Annotated in this window: 17 protein-coding genes, 3 tRNA genes and 1 pseudogene; 13 read left to right on the forward strand and 8 right to left on the reverse strand. The window is 65.4% G+C overall.

The genetic code is table 11. From position 1 onward, the window contains the following. Positions 1-224 precede the first annotated feature (224 nt). The 4 genes from ACK4S9_RS16400 (at position 225) to ACK4S9_RS16415 (ending at position 4019) form a co-directional block, all read left to right on the forward strand. Complete coding sequence (locus tag ACK4S9_RS16400; protein WP_409727634.1) at positions 225-710, forward strand: Lrp/AsnC family transcriptional regulator; 486 nt, start codon at positions 225-227, stop codon at positions 708-710. A gap of 65 nt (positions 711-775) precedes the next feature. Then, positions 776-1372: a MarC family protein gene (locus tag ACK4S9_RS16405; protein WP_409727637.1), complete on the forward strand. Its 597-nt coding sequence runs from the start codon at positions 776-778 to the stop codon at positions 1370-1372. Positions 1373-1457: 85 nt separating this feature from the next. Continuing rightward, positions 1458-3473 (forward strand): ATP-binding protein, encoded by a 2016-nt coding sequence (locus ACK4S9_RS16410; protein ID WP_409727639.1) that lies wholly within the window; start codon positions 1458-1460, stop codon positions 3471-3473. Between the two features lie 81 nt (positions 3474-3554). Beyond that, the gene (locus tag ACK4S9_RS16415; protein WP_409727642.1) at positions 3555-4019 is read left to right on the forward strand and encodes an RES family NAD+ phosphorylase; all 465 of its coding nucleotides are present in this window, start codon (positions 3555-3557) and stop codon (positions 4017-4019) included. Between the two features lie 308 nt (positions 4020-4327). Here ACK4S9_RS16415 and ACK4S9_RS16420 read toward each other — a convergent pair whose 3' ends face one another. Beyond that, positions 4328-5428, reverse strand: a complete 1101-nt coding sequence (locus ACK4S9_RS16420) for a DUF4268 domain-containing protein (protein ID WP_409727645.1) — start codon at positions 5426-5428, stop codon at positions 4328-4330. Positions 5429-5549: 121 nt separating this feature from the next. Next, the gene (gene uvrB / locus ACK4S9_RS16425; RefSeq protein WP_409727647.1) at positions 5550-7658 is read right to left on the reverse strand and encodes an excinuclease ABC subunit UvrB; all 2109 of its coding nucleotides are present in this window, start codon (positions 7656-7658) and stop codon (positions 5550-5552) included. A gap of 125 nt (positions 7659-7783) precedes the next feature. On the opposite strand from uvrB, the gene ACK4S9_RS16430 reads away from it, so the two are divergent. From ACK4S9_RS16430 to ACK4S9_RS16445, 4 genes are all read left to right on the forward strand, one after another. Beyond that, the gene (locus ACK4S9_RS16430; protein ID WP_409727651.1) at positions 7784-8995 is read left to right on the forward strand and encodes an aromatic amino acid transaminase; all 1212 of its coding nucleotides are present in this window, start codon (positions 7784-7786) and stop codon (positions 8993-8995) included. Positions 8996-9108: 113 nt separating this feature from the next. Beyond that, a tRNA-Asn gene (locus ACK4S9_RS16435) sits at positions 9109-9184 on the forward strand. Positions 9185-9309: 125 nt separating this feature from the next. Continuing rightward, complete coding sequence (locus tag ACK4S9_RS16440) at positions 9310-10068, forward strand: alpha/beta fold hydrolase (protein WP_409727653.1); 759 nt, start codon at positions 9310-9312, stop codon at positions 10066-10068. A 68-nt stretch (positions 10069-10136) separates the two neighbouring features. Beyond that, positions 10137-10212, forward strand: a tRNA-Asn gene (locus tag ACK4S9_RS16445). Between the two features lie 242 nt (positions 10213-10454). Here the strand turns inward: ACK4S9_RS16445 and purT are convergent. Then, positions 10455-11663, reverse strand: coding sequence for a formate-dependent phosphoribosylglycinamide formyltransferase (purT, locus tag ACK4S9_RS16450; protein ID WP_409727656.1), 1209 nt, complete (start codon positions 11661-11663; stop codon positions 10455-10457). A gap of 124 nt (positions 11664-11787) precedes the next feature. Here purT and ACK4S9_RS16455 point away from each other — a divergent pair. Beyond that, positions 11788-11863: transfer RNA gene (locus ACK4S9_RS16455), tRNA-Asn, on the forward strand. A gap of 47 nt (positions 11864-11910) precedes the next feature. Here the strand turns inward: ACK4S9_RS16455 and ACK4S9_RS16460 are convergent. Further along, positions 11911-12240 (reverse strand): hypothetical protein, encoded by a 330-nt coding sequence (locus ACK4S9_RS16460; RefSeq protein WP_409727659.1) that lies wholly within the window; start codon positions 12238-12240, stop codon positions 11911-11913. Positions 12241-12374: 134 nt separating this feature from the next. On the opposite strand from ACK4S9_RS16460, the gene ACK4S9_RS16465 reads away from it, so the two are divergent. Continuing rightward, the gene (locus ACK4S9_RS16465) at positions 12375-14030 is read left to right on the forward strand and encodes a response regulator (RefSeq protein ID WP_409727661.1); all 1656 of its coding nucleotides are present in this window, start codon (positions 12375-12377) and stop codon (positions 14028-14030) included. Here the strand turns inward: ACK4S9_RS16465 and ACK4S9_RS16470 are convergent. Both ACK4S9_RS16470 and ACK4S9_RS16475 read right to left on the reverse strand, forming a co-directional pair. Next, positions 14012-14467, reverse strand: coding sequence for a response regulator (locus ACK4S9_RS16470; RefSeq protein WP_409727664.1), 456 nt, complete (start codon positions 14465-14467; stop codon positions 14012-14014). The two genes, ACK4S9_RS16465 and ACK4S9_RS16470, sit on opposite strands and share 19 nt — an antisense overlap. 8 nt (positions 14468-14475) lie before the next feature. After that, positions 14476-16719, reverse strand: coding sequence for an ATP-binding protein (locus ACK4S9_RS16475; protein WP_409727667.1), 2244 nt, complete (start codon positions 16717-16719; stop codon positions 14476-14478). Positions 16720-16912: 193 nt separating this feature from the next. Here ACK4S9_RS16475 and ACK4S9_RS16480 point away from each other — a divergent pair, with 193 nt between their 5' ends. Then, positions 16913-18820 carry a PAS domain S-box protein gene (locus ACK4S9_RS16480; RefSeq protein WP_409727670.1) on the forward strand — a complete coding sequence of 636 codons (1908 nt, stop codon included), beginning with the start codon at positions 16913-16915 and terminating at the stop codon, positions 18818-18820. 23 nt (positions 18821-18843) lie between these two features. Here ACK4S9_RS16480 and ACK4S9_RS16485 read toward each other — a convergent pair whose 3' ends face one another. Both ACK4S9_RS16485 and ACK4S9_RS16490 read right to left on the reverse strand, forming a co-directional pair. Beyond that, the gene (locus ACK4S9_RS16485; RefSeq protein WP_409727673.1) at positions 18844-20028 is read right to left on the reverse strand and encodes an esterase/lipase family protein; all 1185 of its coding nucleotides are present in this window, start codon (positions 20026-20028) and stop codon (positions 18844-18846) included. Between the two features lie 252 nt (positions 20029-20280). Beyond that, on the reverse strand, positions 20281-21540 hold the full coding sequence (locus ACK4S9_RS16490; protein ID WP_409727676.1) for a dienelactone hydrolase family protein: 1260 nt from the start codon (positions 21538-21540) through the stop codon (positions 20281-20283). A gap of 456 nt (positions 21541-21996) precedes the next feature. On the opposite strand from ACK4S9_RS16490, the gene ACK4S9_RS16495 reads away from it, so the two are divergent. Together ACK4S9_RS16495 and ACK4S9_RS16500 are read left to right on the forward strand one after the other, a co-directional pair. Then, positions 21997-22602: a tRNA-uridine aminocarboxypropyltransferase gene (locus tag ACK4S9_RS16495; protein ID WP_409727679.1), complete on the forward strand. Its 606-nt coding sequence runs from the start codon at positions 21997-21999 to the stop codon at positions 22600-22602. Between the two features lie 227 nt (positions 22603-22829). After that, a pseudogene (locus tag ACK4S9_RS16500) lies at positions 22830-23069 on the forward strand (radical SAM protein); the annotation flags it as partial. Positions 23070-23131 lie beyond the last annotated feature (62 nt).

Raw genomic sequence — 23131 nt, forward strand, 5'->3', positions numbered from 1 at the left:
TTCCTGCCCGTTCTGCTTTATTCAGCCTCTCTCGTGAAGCGGCGCCCGCAGCGCGCGATGCAACTCCGTTCGTGGCGGAGGTTCGGGACGGCGCGGAGTGTCTCGATGAAGTACCCCTCCATCGTAGTGGCAGGGGGCGAAAAGGTGCTTTTGTTGTTTCCCTGTTTCACGATGAATGTGGGAGAATCTCCTATCAATTCGTAAAACATCAGGAGTTTCTTCTCATGGAAGCGGACAGCAAGCCAAAGAAGGACGTTCTCGACGAGATCGACCGGAAGATCCTGCGCATCCTGCGCGTCGAGGGCCGCATCACCAACCAGAAGCTGGCCGAGCGCGTCCACCTCTCGCCCACGCCCTGCTGGAACCGGGTGCGCGCGCTGGAAGAGCAGGGCTACATCGAGGGCTACGCGGCGATCCTGTCGCAGCGCGCGCTGGGCCTGCCGGACACGGTCATCATCGAGGTCACCCTCGAGCGCCACGACGACGACATGCTGATCCGCTTCGGCGAAGAACTGGCCAAGTTGCCCGAGGTGATGGAGGCGAGTTTGCTGACCGGCGACTATGACTACCTGATCAAGGTGGCCGTGGCCGGCACCGAGGGCTACGAGCGCTTCCTGCGCCAGCGCCTGTACAAGATTCCCGGCATCCGCCACAGCCGCTCGACCTTCGTGCTGCGCACACTCAAGCGCACCCATTCGGTGGAGCCTTGAGCGTATTACTCTGTTAAGATGCGGCCTCGCCGCGCGCCATGGCTTAACAATAAAAAACAACACCGATGACCCAGAGTTTCTTCCAGACCTTCATCCTCCTGATCCTCGTCACCGACCCCTTCGGCAACGTTCCCCTGTTCGCCGCGGCCCTCAAGGAAGTCCCGATCCAGCGCCGCGCCCGCATCGTGGTGCGCGAATGCGCGATCGCCTTCCTGTTGCTGCTGGTGTTCATGTTCTTCGGCCAGCACTTCCTGGCGGCCCTGCACTTGTCGCCGGTGGCGCTGCGCATCGGCGGCGCCGTGATCCTGCTCATCATCGCGATCCGCATGATCTTCCCGCATCCGGACGGCGTGCTCGGGCGCAGCGAAGGCGGCGAGCCCTTCATCGTGCCGCTGGCGATTCCCGCGCTGGCCGGGCCGTCGGCACTGGCCACCGTGCTGCTGTTCAGCTCCGGAAGCATCAACGAGACCATGGTCCACGTGGCGGCATTGGCCGCGGTCGGCGTGGTCTGGCTGGCGGTCTTCCTCAGCGCGGAAAAGCTGCAGCAACGCCTCGGACCGCAGGTCATGACCGCCTTCGAGCGCCTGATGGGCCTGATCCTGACGGCGATGTCGGTGGAAATGCTGCTGGGCGGCATCCGCGAATTCGTCCAGACGCTGTGAGGACAGCCGTGCGGGCTCGAACGAGGTCTTTCTGGCACACTTTTGGCATCACCACCCGCACGGCCTCATCCGCTATCAATCCAGCATGAAACCCGAACACGAGACTCCTTCCGAATGGCTGCCCTTCCTGAGCGGGGGCGGCCAGATGGGAGCCATGATGCGGGCCCATGACTGGTCGCATTCGCCGCTGGGCCATCCGCGCACCTGGCCGCAGGCGCTGCGCACCACGGTCGGCCTCATGCTCAACGCGAAGTTTCCGATGTTCGTGGCCTGGGGCCCGGAGCTGGGCTTCCTCTACAACGACTCCTACGCCATCATCCTCGGCGAAAAACACCCGGCGGCCCTGGGTGCCCGCTTCCACGACATCTGGCGCGAGATCTGGGACGACATCCATCCGCTGATCGTGCGCGCCCTCAAGGGCGAATCCACCTACATGGACCGGCTGCCGCTGCGCATGAATCGCCACGGCTACGACGAGGACACCTGGTTCCGCTTCTCGTACTCGCCGGTGCGCGACGAGGACGGCACCGTGGCCGGCATGTTCTGCGCCTGCGTCGAAACCACCGCCGAGGTGCTGGCCGAGCGCTATCGCGAGCAGGAGAACCAGCGCCTGATGACCCTGTTCGAGCAGGCCCCCGGCATCTTCGCGGTCCTGCGCGGCCCGGAGCACGTGTTCGAGATCGCCAACGAATCCTACCTGCAGCTGATCGGCCACCGCGGGCTGATCGGCAAGTCGGCGCGCGAAGCGCTGCCGGAGGTCGCGGACCAGGGCTTCTTCGAACTGCTCGACCAGGTCTACCAGTCGGGCCAGCCCTTCGTGGGCCATGCGGTGCCGCTGCGCGTGCAGCGCGAAGCCGGCGAGCCGCTGGAGGAACGCTTCGTCGACTTCGTCTACCAGCCGATTTGTGGCCCGAAGGGCGAGGTCGAGGGCATCTTCGTGGAGGGCAGCGACGTCACCATCCGCAAGCGCGTCGAGGACGAGCTGCGCGCCGCCAACCGCCAGAAGGACCAGTTCCTGGCGATGCTCGCGCACGAGCTGCGCAACCCGCTGGCGCCGATCACCACGGCGGCCCAGCTCTTGCAACGCGGCTCGCTCGACCCGCAGCGCGCGCGCCATGCCAGCGACATCATCGTGCGCCAGGCCGAGCACATGACCGACCTGGTGAACGACCTGCTGGACGTCTCGCGCGTGACGCGCGGGCTGGCCGAGATCGAGAAGGAAGACCTGGACGTGGCGACGGTGGTGCACGACGCGGTCGAGCAGGTGCGCCCCCTGCTGGACATGAAGCGCCATGCACTGGCGCTGGAGCTGTGCCAGCAGCCCCTGCACGTGTCGGGCGACCGCACGCGCCTGGTGCAGGTGGTGTCGAACATCCTCAACAACGCGGCCAAGTACACGCCCGCGGGCGGCAGGATCACGCTACGCGTGCGCAGCGAGGACGGCGAAGCCGTGATCGCGGTGTGCGACAACGGCCAGGGCATCGACCCGCAGGTGCTGCCCTACATCTTTGACCTGTTCACCCAGGCCGAGCGTACGCCCGACCGTTCGCAGGGTGGCCTGGGGATCGGCCTGGCGCTGGTGAAAAGCCTGGTGGCGCTGCATGGCGGGCGCGTCGCGGCCTACAGCGAGGGACCGAACCGGGGCAGCGAATTCGCGATCCGCCTGCCGCTGCTGCTGGATGCGCAGGCGCAGGAGGCGCGGCAGGCGCCCGGCCACGCCATGGATGCCGCGGTGCGGGTGCTGGTGGTGGACGACAATGCCGACGCCGCGCAGATGCTGGCCACGCTGCTCGAGGCGCACGGCCATGCGGTGAGCGTCGAGTACGACGGCACGGGCGGCCTGGCGCGCGCCCTGCGCGAGCGCCCCGAGGTCATGCTGCTCGATATCGGCCTGCCCGACATGGACGGCCACGAGCTCGCGCGCCGCCTGCGCGCCGCGCCCGGTACCGCCGACGCCATGCTGATCGCGCTTACCGGCTACGGCCAGGGCGAAGACCGCGAACGTGCGCGCCAGGCCGGCTTCGACCGGCACATGGTCAAGCCGGCCGACCTGCCGGAGCTGCTGGGCATCCTGGCCGAGGTGCGCGGGCGCGCGGACTGAGTTCTTCAGCCCCATCCGTGCGCGGTCCGCGTCCTGAGCCGGTGTATGCTGGTTCCGGGACAACAAGGGGACAAGCAAGGCATGAGAACCTGGAGAATCGCGGAAGAAGACGTGGCGCTGGACCGCAGCTGCGAAGGCGCGCGCAAGAGCGGCGGGCACTGGCACGAAGAGGGCTGCCCCGCGCTCTATTCGGCCATGACGGTGGAGATGGCGGTGCTGGAAAAATTCGTCCACACCGACGGCCAGGACGAGTCGCTGGTGCTGGTGGCGGTGGACTTGCCGGACGATCCGGAGCTGGGCATGATTGTATCGCGCGAGGAGCTGCCGGACGGCTGGGACGACCTGGACGACGGCGGCAGCGCCACCGCATTCGGCACCGCCTTCCTGCAGAAATGCCACCACCTCTACATGCGGGTGCCGTCGGTGATCGTGGGGGAAGGTGTCAACCTGGTGATCAATCCGGAGCATCCGGCCTATGCGGACGTGAAGCTCAGCATCGTGCGCACGTTCAGCTTCGATCCAAGAATGTTTGAACGCCAAAAGTGAGTGACATGCATATGCTTATATTTACTCAGGCATAGCGTATAGTTCTCCAGCAGCAGGAAGTGCGCGCCTTCCTCACCGGCTTGCGCACCGACCTGAAGAACGACATCGAGGCGATCCGCGGACTCAAGCAGTCGTATCACGGTTTCAACGCCAACTTCGCTTACCTTGCCGCGCTCGATCCCAATTGGCGGAGCCGCGCAAGGGCTGAGGCGACATCGAGCGTTCCAGTGGAGCGGGAGCGCTTGTTCGCTTGTCCGGCGTTGAAATCAGGGTGTCAGCGTCGCGACAAACCGGCCCAACTGTCGGCATCAAATCGGCAGAGCCGCGACATAGGGGCGCACGGCGTCGTCGAGCCGGATGATCTTGTCTATCAGCTGTCGATGTATTGCAGGCCACTCTTCTCTTGGTGACTTCCAGCCGCCTGGTACGGTGCTGAGGATGTGGCAGGCACGGCGATCCGGCACATGATCCCACACGAGTTTGTCTTCGAATGCACGCTCGATCTCCGGCGCATGTGACTTCAACTGCGCAAACATCCGGTGACACTTTTCGATATCCTTGAGCGCGATTTCGAGTTCGACATGGGAATCATTGCCCCGTGTGATAAACCCAAGCAACAGGCCCGCCCGGCCAGGACTTACGCCGAACCCGCCCGCCGAGGTCGGTTTTTTGTTGGCAAAGAGACTGGTCCGCGTTTTGGCATGGTCGAGCAAAGCTGCCCAGAATTGGAAACGGATGTCGTGGCGCTCGATCCGGTTCTCGCGTTCGGCCTGTTCTTTGGCGCGAATTTTCGTCTGGAATTCCGCGACTTCCGGCAGTGGTATCAGCTGTTGCACGTCGACCAGTATGCGACCGTCGGATGTCCGATACGGTTTCATGCGGATGCAGCGAATATCGAGATCGCGCTCATTCAGCCACAGAACCGCTGTCGTGATCTCTTTCGAAAAATCGGATGCAGCAAGGATGATCTTCACATCTTTTGCAAACATCTCCTCATTTGGCTCATCCCATTGGAGAAACGCGAGGATGGCGGCCTTTGCGTCTTCAGCAGTACAGTTAAACGCGCGGATATAGGCGGCATGCGCGTCCACTAATTGTTTGAACGTCATTGCGGACAGCATCGCGGCATAACGAATGGCTTGAAGCTCCATGTGTCCGCCATCGTTATCGCGCTTGAGCTCGACAACGACCAGATTGGCCTCGGTATCGATGCACAGCAGGTCAACCCGCCGGTTGCTATCCACCCAATCGCTGTATTCTTCGCAAATCACCATCAGGTCGGGCGCCAGCATGCCGATATGCTGCTTGAGGTAGCGCTGCAGATCGCTGCGTTCGTAAATCCTTTCATTGTCGAAGCGGGTTTCCGCGAGAGGGACCAAAGAGTCGCGCGTGATTTCGAAAATAGCCATCAGAGGGATGTGATGTTCCAAATGGATGAGCAACGCATCATGCCCGGCCCCCTATGACTTGTCCAGCTTGCCGCGGGACGAAAAAAACGGCTCCGGAGAGCCGTTTTGCTGGCTGGTAGCGTTACTTGCCCAGCATCGACACCACGTTGTCCGCCCCCGGCGCCCCGAAGGCCTGCTGCTTGAGCACGTGCAGCTGGTCGCGCACCTGGGCCGCCTTTTCGAACTCGAGGTTCTTGGCGTGGTCGACCATGAGCTTCTCGAGGCGCTTGATCTCCTTGCTGATCTGCTTCTCGCTCATGGCCTCGACCTTGGCCGTGGCGGCCTCGTCGACCAGGCCCTCGCCCATCGCCTTCTGGGCGGCGTTGCTGTAGACGCCGTCGATCATGTCCTTGATCTTCTTGTTCACGCCCTTCGGCACGATGCCGTGCGCCTCGTTGAAGGCGATCTGCTTGGCGCGGCGGCGCTCGGTCTCGTCGATCGCGCGCTTCATCGAGTCGGTCATCTGGTCGGCGTAGAGGATCGCCACGCCGTTCAGGTTGCGCGCCGCGCGGCCGATGGTCTGGATCAGCGAACGCTCGGAACGGAGAAAACCTTCCTTGTCCGCGTCCAGCACCGCCACCAGCGATACTTCCGGCAAGTCCAGCCCCTCGCGCAGCAGGTTGATGCCGACCACCACGTCAAACGTGCCCAGGCGCAGGTCGCGCAGGATCTCCACGCGCTCCACCGTCTCGATGTCGCTGTGCAGGTAGCGCACCTTGATGCCGTGGTCGCTCAGGTATTCGGTGAGCTGCTCGGCCATGCGCTTGGTCAGCGTGGTCACCAGCACGCGCTCGTCCTTGGCGATGCGGTCGGTGATCTCGCTCATCAGGTCCTCGACCTGCGAGCGCGCCGGCTTGACGATCACCAGCGGGTCGACCAGGCCGGTGGGGCGCACCACCTGCTCGACGACGTTGTCGGCCTTGCCCTTTTCGTACTCGGCCGGGGTGGCCGAGACGAAGACGGTCTGGCGCATCTTGCCCTCGAACTCCTGGAACTTGAGCGGCCGGTTGTCCAGCGCCGACGGCAGGCGAAAGCCGTAGTCGACCAGGTTCACCTTGCGCGAGCGGTCGCCGTTGTACATGGCGTTGAGCTGGCCGATCATCACGTGCGACTCGTCCATGAACATGAGCGCGTCCTTGGGCAGGTAGTCGATCAGGGTCGGCGGCGGTTCGCCCGGCATCGAACCGGACAGGTGGCGCGAGTAGTTCTCGATGCCCTTGGTAAAACCGATCTCGGCCAGCATCTCGAGGTCGAAGCGGGTGCGCTGCTCGAGGCGCTGCTCTTCGATCAGCTTGTTCTCGTTGCGGAAGTATTCGAGCCGGTCGCGCAGCTCGGCCTTGATCGATTCCACCGCGCGCAGCACGGTCGAGCGCGGCGTGACGTAGTGCGAGCCCGGGTACACGGTGAAGCGCGGGATCTTCTGGCGCACGCGGCCCGTGAGCGGATCGAACAGCTGCAGCGACTCGATCTCGTCGTCGAACATCTCGACGCGGATCGCGAGCTCGGCGTGTTCCGCCGGGAAGATGTCGATGGTGTCGCCGCGCACGCGGAAGGAGCCGCGCGCGAAGTCCATCTCGTTGCGCGTGTACTGCATCTGGATCAGGCGCGCGATGATGTCGCGCTGCGCCACCTTGTCCTTGTGGCGCAGCGTCAGGATCATCTTGTGGTACTCGTTCGGATTACCGATACCGTAGATCGCCGACACGGTGGCCACGATGACCACGTCGCGCCGCTCCATCAGCGACTTGGTGCACGACAGGCGCATCTGCTCGATGTGCTCGTTGATCGACGAGTCCTTTTCGATGAACAGGTCGCGCTGCGGCACGTAGGCTTCCGGCTGGTAGTAGTCGTAATAGGAGACGAAATACTCGACCGCGTTCTGCGGGAAGAATTCGCGGAACTCCGCATACAGCTGGGCCGCCAGCGTCTTGTTGGGAGCGAAGACGATCGCCGGACGGCCCGCCTGGGCGATCACGTTGGCCATCGTGTAGGTTTTGCCGGAACCGGTCACCCCGAGCAGGGTCTGGTACATCAGGCCGTCATTGATGCCTTCGATCAGGCCGGCGATCGCGGTCGGCTGGTCGCCGGCCGGCGGGAAGGGCTGGTGCAGCTTGAAGGGCGAGCCGGGATAGGTGATGACGGTCGGCTCCGGAGCAGGTTCGGGGGCATTTGCGATGGATAAATCTGCCATACTTTCAGACCTTTGCTAGAATGGGTGTCCGCTTGCGGCACTGCAGCATGACTAGACAAGCAGTGTCGTCCTGTTCAATTGCTGCGAACCCACCGACAAACTCGCTCTTTACCCAGTTTATCACGATGACTTCCACAGCCTCCGCCAGCCTCTTCGGCGCCATCGACATGGCGCCCCGCGACCCGATCCTGGGCATTACCGAAGCATTCAACGCCGACACCAACCCGGCCAAGATCAACCTGGGGGTGGGCGTCTACTATGACGACAATGGCAAGGTTCCTTTGCTGCAGTGCGTGCAAAAGGCGGAAGCGAAGCTGATGGAGCAGCCGGCGCCGCGTACCTACCTGCCGATCGAAGGACTGGCGGCGTACGACAAAGCCGTGCAAGAGCTGGTATTTGGGGCCGACAGCGCCGTAATTCAAGAGAAGCGTGCGATCACCGTGCAGGCCCTGGGCGGCACCGGCGCGCTCAAGCTGGGCGCCGATTTCCTCAAGCGTTTCGCACCGGATTCCGATGTCTACATCAGCGACCCGAGCTGGGAAAACCACCGCGCGCTGTTCGAAAGCGCCGGCTTCGCGGTCAACAACTACACCTATTACGACCCCAGCACCCATGGCGTGAATTTCGACGGCATGCTGGCCTCCTTGAAGGCCATGCCGCGCGGCGCGATCGTGGTGCTGCACGCCTGCTGCCACAACCCGACCGGCGCCGACCTGAGCCAGGAGCAGTGGGGCCAGGTGATCGAGGCCGTGGTCGCCAATGGCCTGGTGCCTTTCCTCGACATGGCCTACCAGGGCTTCGGCGCAGGCATCGCGGAAGACGGCGCCGTGGTGCGCCGCTTCGCCGAGACCGGCATTCCGCTGCTGGTGTCGAACTCGTTCTCGAAATCCTTCTCGCTGTACGGCGAGCGCGCCGGCGCGCTGTCGATCGTGGCCGCGAGCAGCGAAGAAGCGGCGCGCGTGCTGTCGCAACTGAAGCGTGTCATTCGCACCAACTACTCGAATCCGCCGACCCATACGGCCAAGGTGGTCGCGATGGTGCTGTCGACCCCGGAGCTGCGCCAGCTGTGGGAAGAAGAGCTGGCCGGCATGCGCGTGCGCATCCGCGAGATGCGCAACCTCATGGTCGAGAAGCTCAAGGAAAAGGCGCCTGGCCACGACTTCGAATTCGTGCGCGAGCAGGTCGGCATGTTCTCGTACTCGGGCCTGACGAAGGAGCAGGTCGGCAAGTTGCGCGAAGAGTCGATCTACGCGGTGGACACCGGCCGTATCTGCGTCGCCGCGCTGAACTCGACCAACCTCGACCGCGTCGTTGACGCGGTAGCGAAAGTTCTTTAAAATCGCGGCTCTTCGGTTGACGCAAGTCGGTTCCGAAGAGCAGCAAAAGTGGCTGCGCGACACGAGTCGAATTTGACAGACTGTCACCGCAAACATATAATGCTGTCATCAATTCCCTGATAGCTCAGTCGGTAGAGCGACGGACTGTTAATCCGCAGGTCCCTGGTTCGAGTCCAGGTCGGGGAGCCAGATTTCCAGAAAGCCACATCGCAAGATGTGGCTTTTTTGTTTTTGCGTGTGGATGCGTTTTGGTAGTTGCGTATTTACATGTGAAATGGGTAAGCTGGCAACACCAATCTCATCAGGGTCAAACAGTGAAGCATCTACCATCGAACAAGCGGATCGCGGTCGCGGGGCAGGTCCTGCGTTTTTCGCAGTCGGGGCAGGGCAGTCCGACCATCGTCATGCTTGGCGGCGCCGGCAGCGCGCTCGAGGGCTGGCTCAAGCTGTTCCCGGACATCGAAAAACTCGGCACGGTGGTGACCTACGACCGGCCCGGCGTCGGCGGCAGTGCGCGCCCGCGCGAAGCGCAGATGGGCACCACGGTCATCCTGCAGTTGCGCGCGCTGCTGCGCGAGATCGAGGCCAAACCGCCTTTCCTGCTGGTCGGCCACTCCTTCGGCGGCTTGCATGCAAACCTGTTCGCGCGCGTCTATCCGGAAGAAACCTGCGGCGTGCTGTTCCTCGAGGCGACCGCGCCCGACGACGTTCTGAACATGCGGCGCTACCGCTCCAGGCTGCAGCGCGCGGTCACGGGCTTGCTGGACCGGGTCTCCCCGCCGGATCCGAATGACGAGGTGAGCAACGAGGCCGAGACGGTGGCCGAGATCGCGGAGGCGCCGGACTTCCCGCCGATTCCCGTCACCGTGCTGTCGGGCGGCAAGCGCCCGCCGCGCCTGATGGTGTCGAGCGCGGCGCAACGTGAGCGCGCGCGCAACCAGGAAGCGCTGGCGCGCCTGTCGCCGCTGGGCGAGCATGTGATCGCGAAGGGCAGTGCGCACTACCCGCAGATGTCGGAGCCGGAGTTGGTGCTGGACGCCCTGGCGAAGCTGATCCGCCGGTCGCAGTGCTGAGAAATATTTCCTTTCGATAGGGCAGGGCTTCGCGAAATCGAAAAGCGCTGCTATAATACGGCCTCTAATCCCTGATAGCTCAGTCGGTAGAGCGACGGACTGTTAATCCGCAGGTCCCTGGTTCGAGTCCAGGTCGGGGAGCCAGAATACGAAGGGCTGCACGCGAGTGCAGCCCTTTTTGTTTTTGTGGTCTCAATGCGGAGCTGCCGGTCGATTCGTCGCCCACCCCAACCGTCGCCCCGGCGCAGGCCGGGGCCCAGGTTCGTCGCATGCGCGCGGTGCTTCGCGAATGCGATCAGTGAGTTCGTAAGAAATTCAGTCCCGGCCTGCCCCGGGATGAGCTTGTTGAGCGTCGCGGAAACTCGGCACAGGCAACTTCGACAGCTTCATCGCACGACCGGCTTCACCCGCGCAGCCGCTTCCAGCGCCCGCTGGCGCGCCGTCTCGACATCCTCGGCCGTCGCCAGCGCCACGCCCATGCGGCGGCGTTCGAAGGACTCCGGCTTGCCGAACAGGCGCAGGTCCACGCCCGGCGCGCGCAAGGCATCGGCCACGCCTTCGAAGGCGATGCCGGCCGCATCGACCTGGCCGTAGACCACGGCGGAAGCCCCTGGCGAGCGCAGCGACACGTCGGTCGGCAGGCCCAGGATGGCCTTGGCGTGCAGTTCGAATTCGCTCTGCACCTGCGTGGCCATCGTCACCATGCCGGTGTCGTGCGGGCGCGGGCTCACTTCCGAGAACCATACCATGTCGCCCTTGACGAACAGTTCGACGCCGAACACCCCGCAGCCGCCGAGCTCGGTCGTCACCTTGTCCGCGATCGCGCGTGCGCGCTCGAGCGCGGCGGGGTTCATCGGCTGCGGCTGCCAGGATTCGACATAGTCGCCCTGCACCTGCTTGTGGCCGATCGGCGCGCAGAAGCTGGTTTCGACCTGTCCGTCGCTGCCGATCGAGCGCACCGTGAGCAGGGTGATCTCGTAGTCGAAGTCGATGAAGCCTTCCGCGATCACGCGGCCGGCATCGACGCGTCCGCCGCTGGCCGCCGCTTCCCAGGCCGCGGCCACGTCCGCGGCGCTGTCGAGCCTGGACTGGCCCTTGCCGGACGAGGACATCACCGGCTTGACCACGCAGGGGAAGCCGACCACGGCGCAGGCCTGTTCCAGTTCTTCCAGGCTGCTGGCGAAGCGGTAGGGCGAGGTCGGCAGGCCGAGTTCCTCGGCGGCCAGGCGCCGGATGCCTTCGCGGTTCATGGTCAGCAGCGCGGCGCGCGCGGTCGGGATGCAGGTGATCCGGCCGGCTCCTTCGAGGGCCAGCAGGGTCTCGGTGGCGATCGCTTCGATTTCGGGCACCACCAGGTCGGGCTTTTCCAGCGCGATCAGGGCGGACAGGGCGGCGCCATCAGTCATGTCGATCACGTGGGCGCGGTGGGCGACCTGGTGGCCCGGGGCGTTCGGGTAGCGGTCGACGGCGATGGTCTCCACGCCCAGGCGCTGCAGGGCGATGATGGTTTCCTTGCCGAGTTCACCGGCGCCGAGCAGCATGACCTTGGTGGCGGAAGGGGAGAGCGGGGTACCGAAGAGGCGTGGAGCAGTCATGGGAAATCGCGGTTGTGAACAGTGCGACGACTATAGCAAAGCAGTCCGGCGGCTGCTGGCGGCCAAACTGTTTATGCGCAGCACTAGGCAAACCGGAAACGGGCCGCTATAATGCGGCCTCCTTTCCCTGATAGCTCAGTCGGTAGAGCGACGGACTGTTAATCCGCAGGTCCCTGGTTCGAGTCCAGGTCGGGGAGCCAGAACACGAAGGGCCGCATGCGAATGCGGCCCTTTTCGTTTGTGGCACTCACCGGAATTTCTTCTTGTTCGCCGTGTAGGTGCGGGTATAGAAATCCGGCGGCTTCTTCGCCACCCAATCGATGAAGGCCCGGATGTCCTCGTGTCCGCGCAGCGCTTCCCAGGTGTGGTAGGTCTGCAGCAGCTCGCGTTCCGTGAATGCCGAGTGGATCTTGCGGTGGCAGATTTTATGGATCGGGAACTGCTCCTTGCCCTTGAAGGTCTTGGGGATCAGGTGGTGGCGGTCGATGTTGACCGCGCCCAGCACACGGCCGCACAGGGGGCAGTGCGCATCGGCGACGGGCGCGGGGGCGATCGGTTCTGGCCGGCGTTTGGGCATGGCCCCCAGATGGCGGCACCAGGCCGCTCTTGCAAGATGCCTCAAGTGGTCAATCGTGCGCCGTGTTTCCAAAATGTAGTAGAATCAATGCTTATCTTTTTGCAAGATCGTGTCGTATCAGTGAGCCCGCCGCAATGATTGACGATCGTCTCGAATGCTCCGTTCTCCTCATCGACGATGAGCCTTTTGCGCAAGACATCATTGCGCACGGACTGCAGGGCTGCACCGGCCATACCCTGTGCTACGAGTCGAGCCCGGCACGGGCGGCCGAGGTGGCGCGCGAAGTGCGCGCCACGGTCGTGCTGGTCGACCTGCGCATGCCGGACCTGGACGGCTTCGACGTCACCGCCAGCCTGCGCGCCCATCCCGATACCGAAGACATCCCCGTCATCGTCCTGTCGTCCGAAGACGATCCGGAGATCAAGGCGCGCGCCTTCGCCGTGGGCGCCAACGATTACCTGGTCAAGTGGCCCGACCCGCGCGAGCTGGTGGCGCGCGTGCGCTACCACAGCGGCGCCTGCATCGCGCGGCGCCAGCGCGATAGCGCTTTCGCCTCGCTGCGGGTGAGCCAGGAACAGCTGGCGGCCAGCCAGTCGGCGCTGCACCAGGCCCAGAAGATGGAAGCGATCGGCCAGCTCACCGGCGGCGTCGCCCACGACTTCAACAACGTCCTGCAGATCATCGGCGGCAACCTGCAGCTGCTCAAGCTGGTGGGCAACCTGAACGACAACGCGCGCAGCCGCGTCGACATGGCCCTGGGCGGGGTCGAGCGCGGCGCCAAGCTGGCCTCGCACCTGCTGGCCTTCGCGCGGCGCCAGCCGCTGCAGTCGGTGGTGGTCGATCCCGGCCACCTGCTGCGCGAGATGGACGACATGATGCGCCGGGTGCTCGGCCCCAGCGCGCGCGTCGTCACGGAGATCGCTCCTGGCCTGGGCAGCACCATGGTCGACCCGAACCAGCTCAACAACGTGCTGCTGAACCTGGCCATCAATGCGCGCGACGCCATGGGCGGCAGCGGCACCCTGACCATCCGCGCCTGCAACGTGGGTCCGGAAGACGAGCGTCCTCCCGAGGTCCCGCAGGGGAATTTCGTCATGATCGAGGTGGCCGACACCGGCAAGGGCATGCCGCAGGAAGTCTTGCTGCGCGCCTTCGAGCCTTTCTTCACCACCAAGCCGACCGGGCAGGGCACGGGCCTGGGCCTGTCGATGGCCTATGGCTTCGTGAAGCAATCGGGCGGCGAGCTCGTGATGCGCAGCGAAGTGGGGCAGGGCACCAGCGTGCGCATCTACCTGCCGCGCAGCGACGCCGCGCCCACGGCCATCGAGCCGGTCCACAGCGCGCCGCTGGCGGGCGGCCTGGAAACCATCCTGGTGGTCGAGGACGAAGTCGATGTGCGCAGCTCGACCTGCGGCATCCTGTCGGCGCTGGGCTACGAGGTGCTGGAGGCGGAGGACGCGCAAAGCGCGCTGGAGATCATCGACAGCGGCCGCCACATCGACCTGGTGTTCACCGACGTGATCATGCCGGGGCCGGTCAGCAGCCTGCAGCTGGGCGAGCTGGTGCGCCGCCGCCTGCCGCATGTGCAGGTGCTGTTTACCTCAGGGTATGCGGAAGGCGTGCTCGCGCACGAGGGCAAGCTGGACGCGTCGGTGCACCTGCTGCAGAAGCCCTATCATCCGGATGCGCTCAGCGCGCGCATCCGCCACCTGCTGCGCCGCGCCAAGCGGGAGCAGAAGCCGGGCTCGTCGGCCCAGCCGGACCGTCGGTCTCACTTGGGCTTGACGTAGCGGCGCGAGCCGGGAGGCGGTTCGTTCAGGACCGCCCAGAAGATGCCGAGGTCGCCGATGGCGCGCACGAACTCGGCGAAATCCACCGGCTTGACCACGTAGGCGTTCACGCCCAGCTCGTAGCTGCGCACCACGTCCTGTTCTTCCTTCGACGAGGTCAGCATCACCACCGGGATGCTCTTCAGGGCCTCGGTTTCGCGGATTTCCTTGAGCACTTCGAGCCCGTCCACCTTGGGCAGCTTCAGGTCGAGCAGGATGACGGCCGGGTTGCCGATGGTACGCTCCTTGAATTCGCCGCGGCGATGGAGGTAATCGAGCGCTTCCGCGCCGTCGCGCACGATGACCACCTCGTTGGCCAGTTGGCTCTTCGACAAGGCGATGAGGGTCAGTTCGAGGTCGTGCGGATTGTCTTCGACGAGGAGGATAGGCTTGAGCATCGTGTGCCTCAGTTGGATGGGTGTTTCGGGATACTGAAGGAGAAGGTCGCGCCTTCTCCCTGCACGGACGTGGCCCAGGCGCGGCCGTTGTGGCGCTCGACGATGCGGCGCACGTTCGCCAGGCCGATGCCGGTGCCCTGGAAGTCTTCCATGCGGTGCAGGCGCTGGAATACGCCGAACAGCTTGTGGACGTACTCCATGTTGAAGCCGGCGCCATTGTCGACGATGTGGAAGACCGTGAAGTCGCCGTCTTCCTCGGAGCTGATGGTGATGACTCCGGGGTCGCGCTGGCTGGTGAACTTCACCGCGTTCGACAGCAGGTTGAACACCGCCAGGTGCAGGAAGGTCGGGTCGGCCCAGATCTTCGGCAGCGGCTCGATGTGCCAGTCGACGTTACGGCCGTGCATCTCCATGCCGAGCTTGTCGATGCAGGCCGACACCAGGTCGTTCATGTCCACCGTGGTCGGGCGCAGGGCGGCGCGGCCCATCTGCGAGAACGACAGCAGGTCGTCCACCAGCTTGCCGGCCAGGCGGGCCGACTCCTTGATGTTCTTCAGGAAGCGCTGGCGCCGCTCCGGGTCTTCCGAGCCGGCCGATTCGATCAGGAGGTCGGAGAATCCCACGATGTGGCGCAAGGGCGCGCGCAAATCGTGCGAGACCGAATACGAGAAGGCTTCCAGTTCCTTGTTGGCGCGCCCGAGTTCCTCGGCCAGTTCGGCCATCTGCTCGGCGCGCTCGAGCGCGATGCCGAGCAGGGCGCTGCGGAATTCGATCGTCAGCTCGATCTCGGCCGCGTGCCAGGGCAGGCTGCGGCCGTGGATGGTCTCGCGCCAGGCTTCGAAGCTCAGGCGCGGGGTCAGCTGGGTCGGGTCGTCGGGCGACGCCTGCTTGCCGCGCGGGTTGCCGGCCCACTCGATGGTCTGCACCACCTCGGGGCGGAACCACAGCAGGTAGTGCTGGTGGATGCGCGAGATCGGCAGGGCCAGCAGGCCGCTGGCATTGCGCATCATGTCGGCGGCCGGCGGGTAGACCTCTTTCAGGTGATCGGTGTGGAACACCTCGGTGTGCCCGTGCAGCGACAGCCAGTCGGCCAGCGCCCGGATTTCCGGCTCGCCTGGCGTGTCGCCGTAGGTCAGCACGCGGTCGTCCACCACGATGGCGACCCCGCCGGCGCGCCCGAAGCGCAGCAGCTCGGGGAACACGCCGCTCATGTTTTCCAGGAAGTCGGCGCCCTTGGTCAGGTGGCCCAGCATCTCGACCATGATGCGGCGCACGTCGAGGCGGAACTGCAGTTCGGCCGCGTCCTCGCGCGACTCGATGACCAGCGCCAGGATCTGGCCCAGCTGCTCGCAGGCGGTGCGCTTTTCCACCGAGACCGGGCGCGGTGCGGCGTTGTGGCAGGAGATCAGGCCCCACAGCTTGCCCTTGACGATGAGCGACACCGACATCGAGGCCAGCGTGCCCATGTTGCGCATGTATTGCAGGTGCACCGGCGAGACGCTGCGCAGCGAGGCGAAGGACAGGTCGTTGCGCGCCCCGGTCAGCGGGTTCAGTTCGGGCACGAGCGGCGCCGGCGTGTAGTTGGCGTCCTGGATCACGCGGATCGGCGACAGCGTGTACAGGGCGCGCGCCTGGGCCGGCACGTCGCTGGCCGGGAAGTGCTGTCCCAGGTAGGATTCGTAGCCGTCTTCCTTCGATTCGGCCAGCACCCGGCCGTGGCCGTCGGTGTCGAACTGGTACACCAGCACCCGGCCGTAGCCGGTCACTTCGCGCACCCGGCGCGCGGCCAGTTCCGACATCGCGGGGATCGAGGCCGGCTGGTTGACCTTGACGAGGAAGTCGCCGATCAAGGGGTACAGGTGGCGGAAATCGGCCGCGCGGCGGCGGTCGACCCCTTCGAACTCGAGGATCAGCAGGCTGTCCCAGGCGTGGACGAGGACGTCGAAATGGGCGCCGTTGCCAGCCGTGACCGTGCCGATATAGGCCGGGCGCGAGGTCGCCGGGTTGGCGTCGATCTCGGCGGCGATGCGCGCCGCGGCGGTCTCGCCCACCACCTCGGCAAGCGCCGCGCCGACGACATCCTGCGCCGCCATGCCGATCCAGCCTTCGAGGTTGCTGCTCGCCTGCTGCACCACCAGTCCCGCCGGCGACAGCGTCAGCATGAAGCCGTGCGGCTGGATGCTGCCGGGCGTACGGATCGGTTCGTCCGCACAGCGGCTGAGGTCTAGGGTGTCGGTGGATGCCAGGGTCATGTCAAACGGGAGGCCTGCTGAAGATACAACTTGGCATTGTAACGTCAATTCCGGCAGCTCAAGCGACGCTGGCGTAATTTCCAACGACTAACATGTCTAGACAAGTCAATAGCGTGTCAAACGCGCGGCCGGTATTGCTGAGTATCGGTATGATAGGATATTTGCCGCACCAGAGATTGCAAGCGCCCCGGTCATGACACCGCACCACCCACCCAAGCCGCCCCTGACCGACGAACAACGGTTCCAGTACCTCATCGCCGGCATCAGCGACTATGCCATCTACATGCTCGACCCGTCCGGCCATATCGCCAGCTGGAATGCCGGCGCGCAGCGCTTCAAGGGCTACCGGACGCACGAGATCCTGCGCGAGCACTTCTCGCGCTTCTATACGCCCGAAGACCGCGAGAACGGCCTGCCGGCGCGGGCGCTGGCGCACGCCCTGGAGCACGGCAAATACGAGGCCGAAGGCTGGCGCGTGCGCAAGGACGGCACCCGTTTCTGGGCGCACGTCGTCATCGACCCGATCTACGACGAAGATCACCACCTGCTGGGCTACGCCAAGATCACCCGCGACGTCACCAGCCGCAAGCAGGCCGAGGACGCGCTGCGCGAGAGCGAGCAGCGCTTTCGCCTGCTGGTGCAGGGCGTCACCGACTACGCGATCTACATGCTCTCGCCCGAAGGCCTGGTGACCAACTGGAACGTCGGCGCCGAGCGCATCAAGGGCTACAGCCTGGAGGAGATCCTCGGCAGCCACTTCTCGCGCTTCTATACCGACGAGGACCGCGCAAGCGGCATGCCGCAGCGCGCGCTCGCCACCGCCGCGCGCGAAGGCCGCTACGAGGCCGAAGGCTGGCGCCGGCGCAAGGACGGCACGCGCTTCTGGGCCCACGTCATCATCGACGCCGTCCACGGCGACGACGGCAAGATCCTGGGCTTCGCCAAGATCACGCGCGACCTCACCGAGAAGAAGCGCGCCGAGGAAGCGCTGGAGCAGGCCCAGCTCGCCCTGTTCCAGTCGCAGAAGATGGAATCGATCGGCCAGCTCACCGGCGGCGTGGCGCACGACTTCAACAACCTGCTGTCGGTGCTGGCCAGCGGCCTCGAGGTGCTGAGCATGAACCGCCAGGGCAGCGCCGACGCCAAGACCATCGACAGCATGCGCCGCGCGATCGACCGCGGCGCCACGCTCACCCAGCAGCTGCTCGCTTTTGCCCGCCAGCAGGCGCTGCAGCCGGAAACGCGCAGCATCAACCGCCTCATCTCCGGCTTCGAGTCGGTGCTGCGCCGCGCCGGGCATTCCGGCATCGAGTTCGAATTCAGCCTTGACCCGCAGGCCGGCAGCGCGGTGGTGGACGCGGCGCGCTTCGAATCGGCCCTGCTCAACCTGGTCGTGAATGCGCGCGACGCCATGCCCGACGGCGGCCGCCTGACGCTGGACACCGCCCAGGTCACGCTGCAGGAGGGCGAGGTGCCGGGACTGGCGCCGGGGCCGTACGTCTGCACCTCGGTGACCGACACCGGCACCGGCATGTCGCCCGACACGGTGCAGCGCGCCTTCGAACCCTTCTTCACGACCAAGGAAACCGGCAAGGGCACGGGCCTGGGCCTGTCGCAGGTGTACGGCTTCATCAAGCAGTCGGGCGGCGAGGTGGTCATCCAGAGCACGCTGGGGGAGGGCAGCACGATCGCGATCTACCTGCCGGCCGTAAGCGCGCAGGAAGGCGAACTGTCGCGCGGCGACTCGGAGACGGTCTTGATCGTCGAGGACGAGCCGGACCTGCTGGACGTGGCCTCGGCGCTGTTCATGAGCATGGGCTACGAGGTCACCACCGCGGCCAGCGGCCAGGAAGCCATGAACGTGCTGGCCAGCCGCGACGTGGACATCCTGTTCACCGACATCGTCATGCCGAACGGCGTCAACGGCATCGAGCTGGCCGAGTACACGCGCGAGAACTACCCGGGCATCAAGGTGATGCTGGCCTCGGGCTATCCGCAGCCGGCGCTCAAGCTGGACCAGTACCGGCTGGGGGACTTCACCTTCGTGAGCAAGCCGTACCGGCTGTCGGACCTGGCGCGGGGGTTGCGCAGCGTGCATTGAGCGCCGCCATGTGATGCCGGCGGCTACAGCGCAAAGATGATATCGCTGATCCGCTCATACACCGGATTCGCCGACGGCCCCGGATTCGGCCAGTTCAGGATGTCGAAGTGGTCGTATCCCTTGTAGTTCCCGAGGAAGTTCCAGGTCCCCTTGGCCGACTTGCCATCGTAGTCGCGCACCGGATGGCCGTGCGGCGCGCGCATGCTGGCCGTGTTCACCACCCCGTCGTTGGGAAACCACTCGCTGTCGATGCGCACCCGCCCCGCGCCCGCCTGGGTATAGCCTCCCAAGCCGTTCTGCAGCACCGAGGGCACGATCCATTCCCCCGCCATGCCCTTGAAGGCCGGGATCATGTCGCGCCGCGGGTACTGGTAGAGGGTGGTCTGGATCGGCGCGATCGCGCGGTCGGTCTGGTTGCAGCACCAGCTGCCGGCTTCCGTCGCCTGCGTCCCGATCGAGTAGTAGTAGATGTGCGGCGAGGTGCGCGCCCACAGGTTGAATTCGCGCGCGCCGTCCGGCGACAGCTCCCAGTTGGCCCAGCGGTGCTTGAGCAACTCGCCCAGGGGCGATTGCAGCGGCGGCACCAGGTTCAGCACGGCGTCGGCGAAGGTGGTGCCGTTGTGCGGCGTCGAGATGGTGGTCACGCTGCGCACCCAACCGAGCTTGCCGCCCTTGAACAGTTCGTGGCCGCCTTCGTCCTCGGGCGAACCGTGTTCGAGCAGTTCGATCAGGGCGCGGATGGTGGTACCGCCCTGGCTGTGGCCGATGAAGTGGACCGGATGGCGGGCATCCCAGGCCGGATAGAGCGCGAGCGGGTAGCCCTCGGGGTTGTTCTTCGGGTCGGCGGCCCAGCACTTGCCGGCGGGTTTTTGCTGCTGGCCCGGCAGGCCGACCTTGCGCACGTGCGCGGCGCCGTAGTCGACGCAGCCGCCCTTGATCTGGGCATACAGGTCGGCCGCACGGTCCCAGTTGGAGCTGATCGGGCCGACCACCGCCGCGAAGACGGTGCGCGGGCCGCGGTAGACCTGCATGTGCGAGGCGATGTCGCCATAGCCGCCCCAGTAGTTGAAACCGCTGTGTTCGAAGGTATCGGGGCCGAAGCCGAGAAAGCCGTGGACCAGGATCACCGGATCGTTGTTCTCGGCGGCGGCGGGCACGCAGGTGCACAGCGCGGCCAGCGCGAGCAGGGCGTGATTGAAGCGCAACATGCCATTCTCCGAAATGAGTTCAAGGCCATTGTCGGAGTTGCGGGCCGGACGCGGTTTGCGCTGGGTCGGACTCTTGGCGGCTGTCAGGCTTTACGCACAGACAGTAGGGTGGGCAAGTTCCTTGCCCACGCGGTGATAGCTAGCGGCTCCGCTCGCGTGCCGGATGATCTTGCTGCCGACGATCACCGCGTGGGCGGCGCATGCGCCATCGTGATGCTTGGTGCCGGGTAGAGCCGCCCACCCTACGAACACCTAGTTCGTGGCCTTGTTGGAGCCGATCGACGTCGTCGGCGCCGACGCAGTCGGATCCACCGCCGGCTTCGGCGCATCGATCACCGAGGCCGTCACCGACGTCTTCTCTGCCTGGTCGAGGTCGCCCGTCCAGACCACGTAGTCGTCCACCGAGTACAGGCGGCACGGCTCCCGGCTCTTGGCGGTGCAGGTGGCCAGGGCGCGGCCGTCCGGGTCTTCGCCTTCCTCGGCCCAGGTCCAGGCGCCGCTGGGCGACACCGCAAAGGCGCGCGGGGTCATCTTGGTCAGGTATTCCTGGTAGGCGCGGCGGCCGTTCTCGGACAGGAAGGGCACGGCCTCGACGTCGTCCACCTGGGCATAGTCGGTGCGCGCCGGGCTCGGCGGTGGCGGCACCTCGTGGATCACTTCCGTCGGCATGCCGATCTGGGCCAGGAAGCGCATGGTGTCGTCCAGCCAGACCTTCTCGCCGTCGCGGCTGGCCAGCATGCCATGCGAATCGCGCTTGAAGGCGGGGGCCGTGACCAGGCGGCCGCGGCCGCCGGCCTGTTCGAAAGCGGCGTGCATGCGCTGGGCCAGTTCGGGGCCGAACAGCGAGTCGTTCTGGCCATACATCCACAGGGTCGGCAGCCTGGACTTGGCGCCGTATTCCGAGAAGGCGGTCACCAGCGCCGAGCGCCAGGCGCAGCGGTCGCTGTCGTCGCGCAGGCCGCCGGCGAAGTTGATCAGGCCGCGCACGCCCGGCAGCTCCTTGGTGCCGAGGGCGATGGTCGCCAGGCCGCCATAGGACTGGCCGGCGATGACGATGCGCTTGGCGTCGATCCACTTCTGCTTGCGCGCATAGGCGAGGGTGGCGGCGATGTCTTCCGCCTGGGCGTAGCCGTTGGCGGTCATGTCGCAGCCGAAGTCGCGGTAGCGCCCGGTCGAGTTGGCGAAGCCCTGGCGCATCGGCACCATCACGGCGTAGCCGCGCTTCACGAAGGCGGAAGCCATGTGGTAGAAGCGGTCGCGCGGCTGCAGGTTCGGGCGGCCCGGATCCTTGCCGTGGTTGATGATGATGAGCGGGAAGGGTCCCGGGCCGTTGGGCTGGAACACGGTGGTTTCGAGCATGGCGCGGCCCTGCGGGCCGGCGGGCACCTGCTCGATGTGTTCGTTCATGCGATGATCAAGTTGCAACTCCTGCTGGACGGCGATCCCCGGGGTGAATGCGGCGGCGGCCAGGGCGGCGGCGAGGAGCTTGCGAAGCGTGAAGCGTGGGACCATGGTGACTCTGTCTCGACTACGTACCGTGAAGCGAAATACGGAACAAATTTCCGCATGGCATAAGTTGATTCTAGGTACGTAGAAAACACAGGGCAATACTCAATCTGGCAATTCCGAAGGTAAATTTTTGCGGCGTGACAAAGTAATCACGCCGCCGCCCTTTCCTGCCCGTCCGACGTGGTTTTTCCCGAGCGGTTATCATGCGAACCTGGCAAGGAGGTAGGGGAATGATCGGATGAGCAAGTACGCGCGGCGCGAATGGGCGCCCGACGAGAAACCGATGCTCCCGGGCTCTCCTTCCACGCCAGCCCAGCCGACTCCCCTGCGCTTCGCCGACCTGCGTGGAGCACAACCGCACCAGTCCGCTCCTGATCGTGCGCTGGTTCACCAGCGCCGACATCGTGCGCCTGGGCGCCGGCTGGGCGGCGGCTGGAGCCTGGGGCAATGAGCGTCCCCATGAGCGACACATTCATGAAACGCGCGCGCTGCGCCACCTGCCTGCGCGCGCAGTCGGCCTGCATCTGCCGCTGGATCGCCCGGGTCGAAGCGCGCGCTGCCTTGCTGGTGCTGCAGCATCCGCTCGAAGTGTCCAATGCCAAGAACAGCGCGCGCCTGCTGCACCTCAGCGTGGCCGGAAGCAAGCTAGCGGTGGGCGAGCGCTTCGACGGCGCCGAACTGGATGCGCTGCTGCATGCGGATGGACGGGTGCCGGTGCTGTTGTATCCGGACACGCCGGGCGACGCCGGCCTGACGGCGCCGCCGCCGTTCCAGGAGACGGACGCGGGGCGCCTGCGCCTGGTGCTGCTCGACGCCACCTGGCGCAAAAGCCGCAAGATGCTGTACCTCAACCCGGCCCTGCAAGCCTTGCCGCGCCTGGCGCTGCGTGAGGTCGCGCCGTCGAATTACCGGATCCGCAAGGCGCATGCGCCGCACCAGCTGTCCTCGCTGGAAGCGGGGGCGCTGGCGCTGGCCCAGCTGGAAGGGGACGATGCCGCGTTCCGGCCCCTGCTGGAGGCCTTCGACGGCTTCGTACAACAACAGGCTGCCTACCTGCCGGTGTAGGGGTGATCTGGTCCAGTGGACCGGATCACGCTCTGCCGACCGCGCGTCCAACTTTCGGATGCCATATGGCTGCGCTAACCGGAGCTGGACGCGCGGACGGCGTAGCCGTCCACCCTACTTGAATTCCGCCTTCGGGAGGCGTACCATACTGTATAAACATACAGTATGGAGCCGACGTGCCCGACCGCCCCCAAGCCAGCCAGCGCCACCCCGTGGACGAGCAGCCCATGCTCGGCCCGCGTTCGCCTACGGCCCGCAAAGGGCGGGGCGCGGTATCGAACCTGCAGGGGCGCTACGAAGTCAACGGCCGCGAAGACTTCGACGACGGCTGGGACCGTGACGAGGACGAAGCGGCCGGCATCAAGACCATCGTCACCGACGAGCACGCCAAAACCATCCTCACGCGCAATGCCTCGCCCGACGTGCCCTTCAATGTCTCGCTCAATCCCTACCGGGGCTGCGAGCACGTTAACGTTGAATAGATGTTGTGTGTCTAGTCTGGTGTTCTGTTGTGATCTGTGAGAGGATA

The organism is Massilia sp. (genome assembly GCF_046293535.1).
Lineage (GTDB): Bacteria > Pseudomonadota > Gammaproteobacteria > Burkholderiales > Burkholderiaceae_D > Telluria.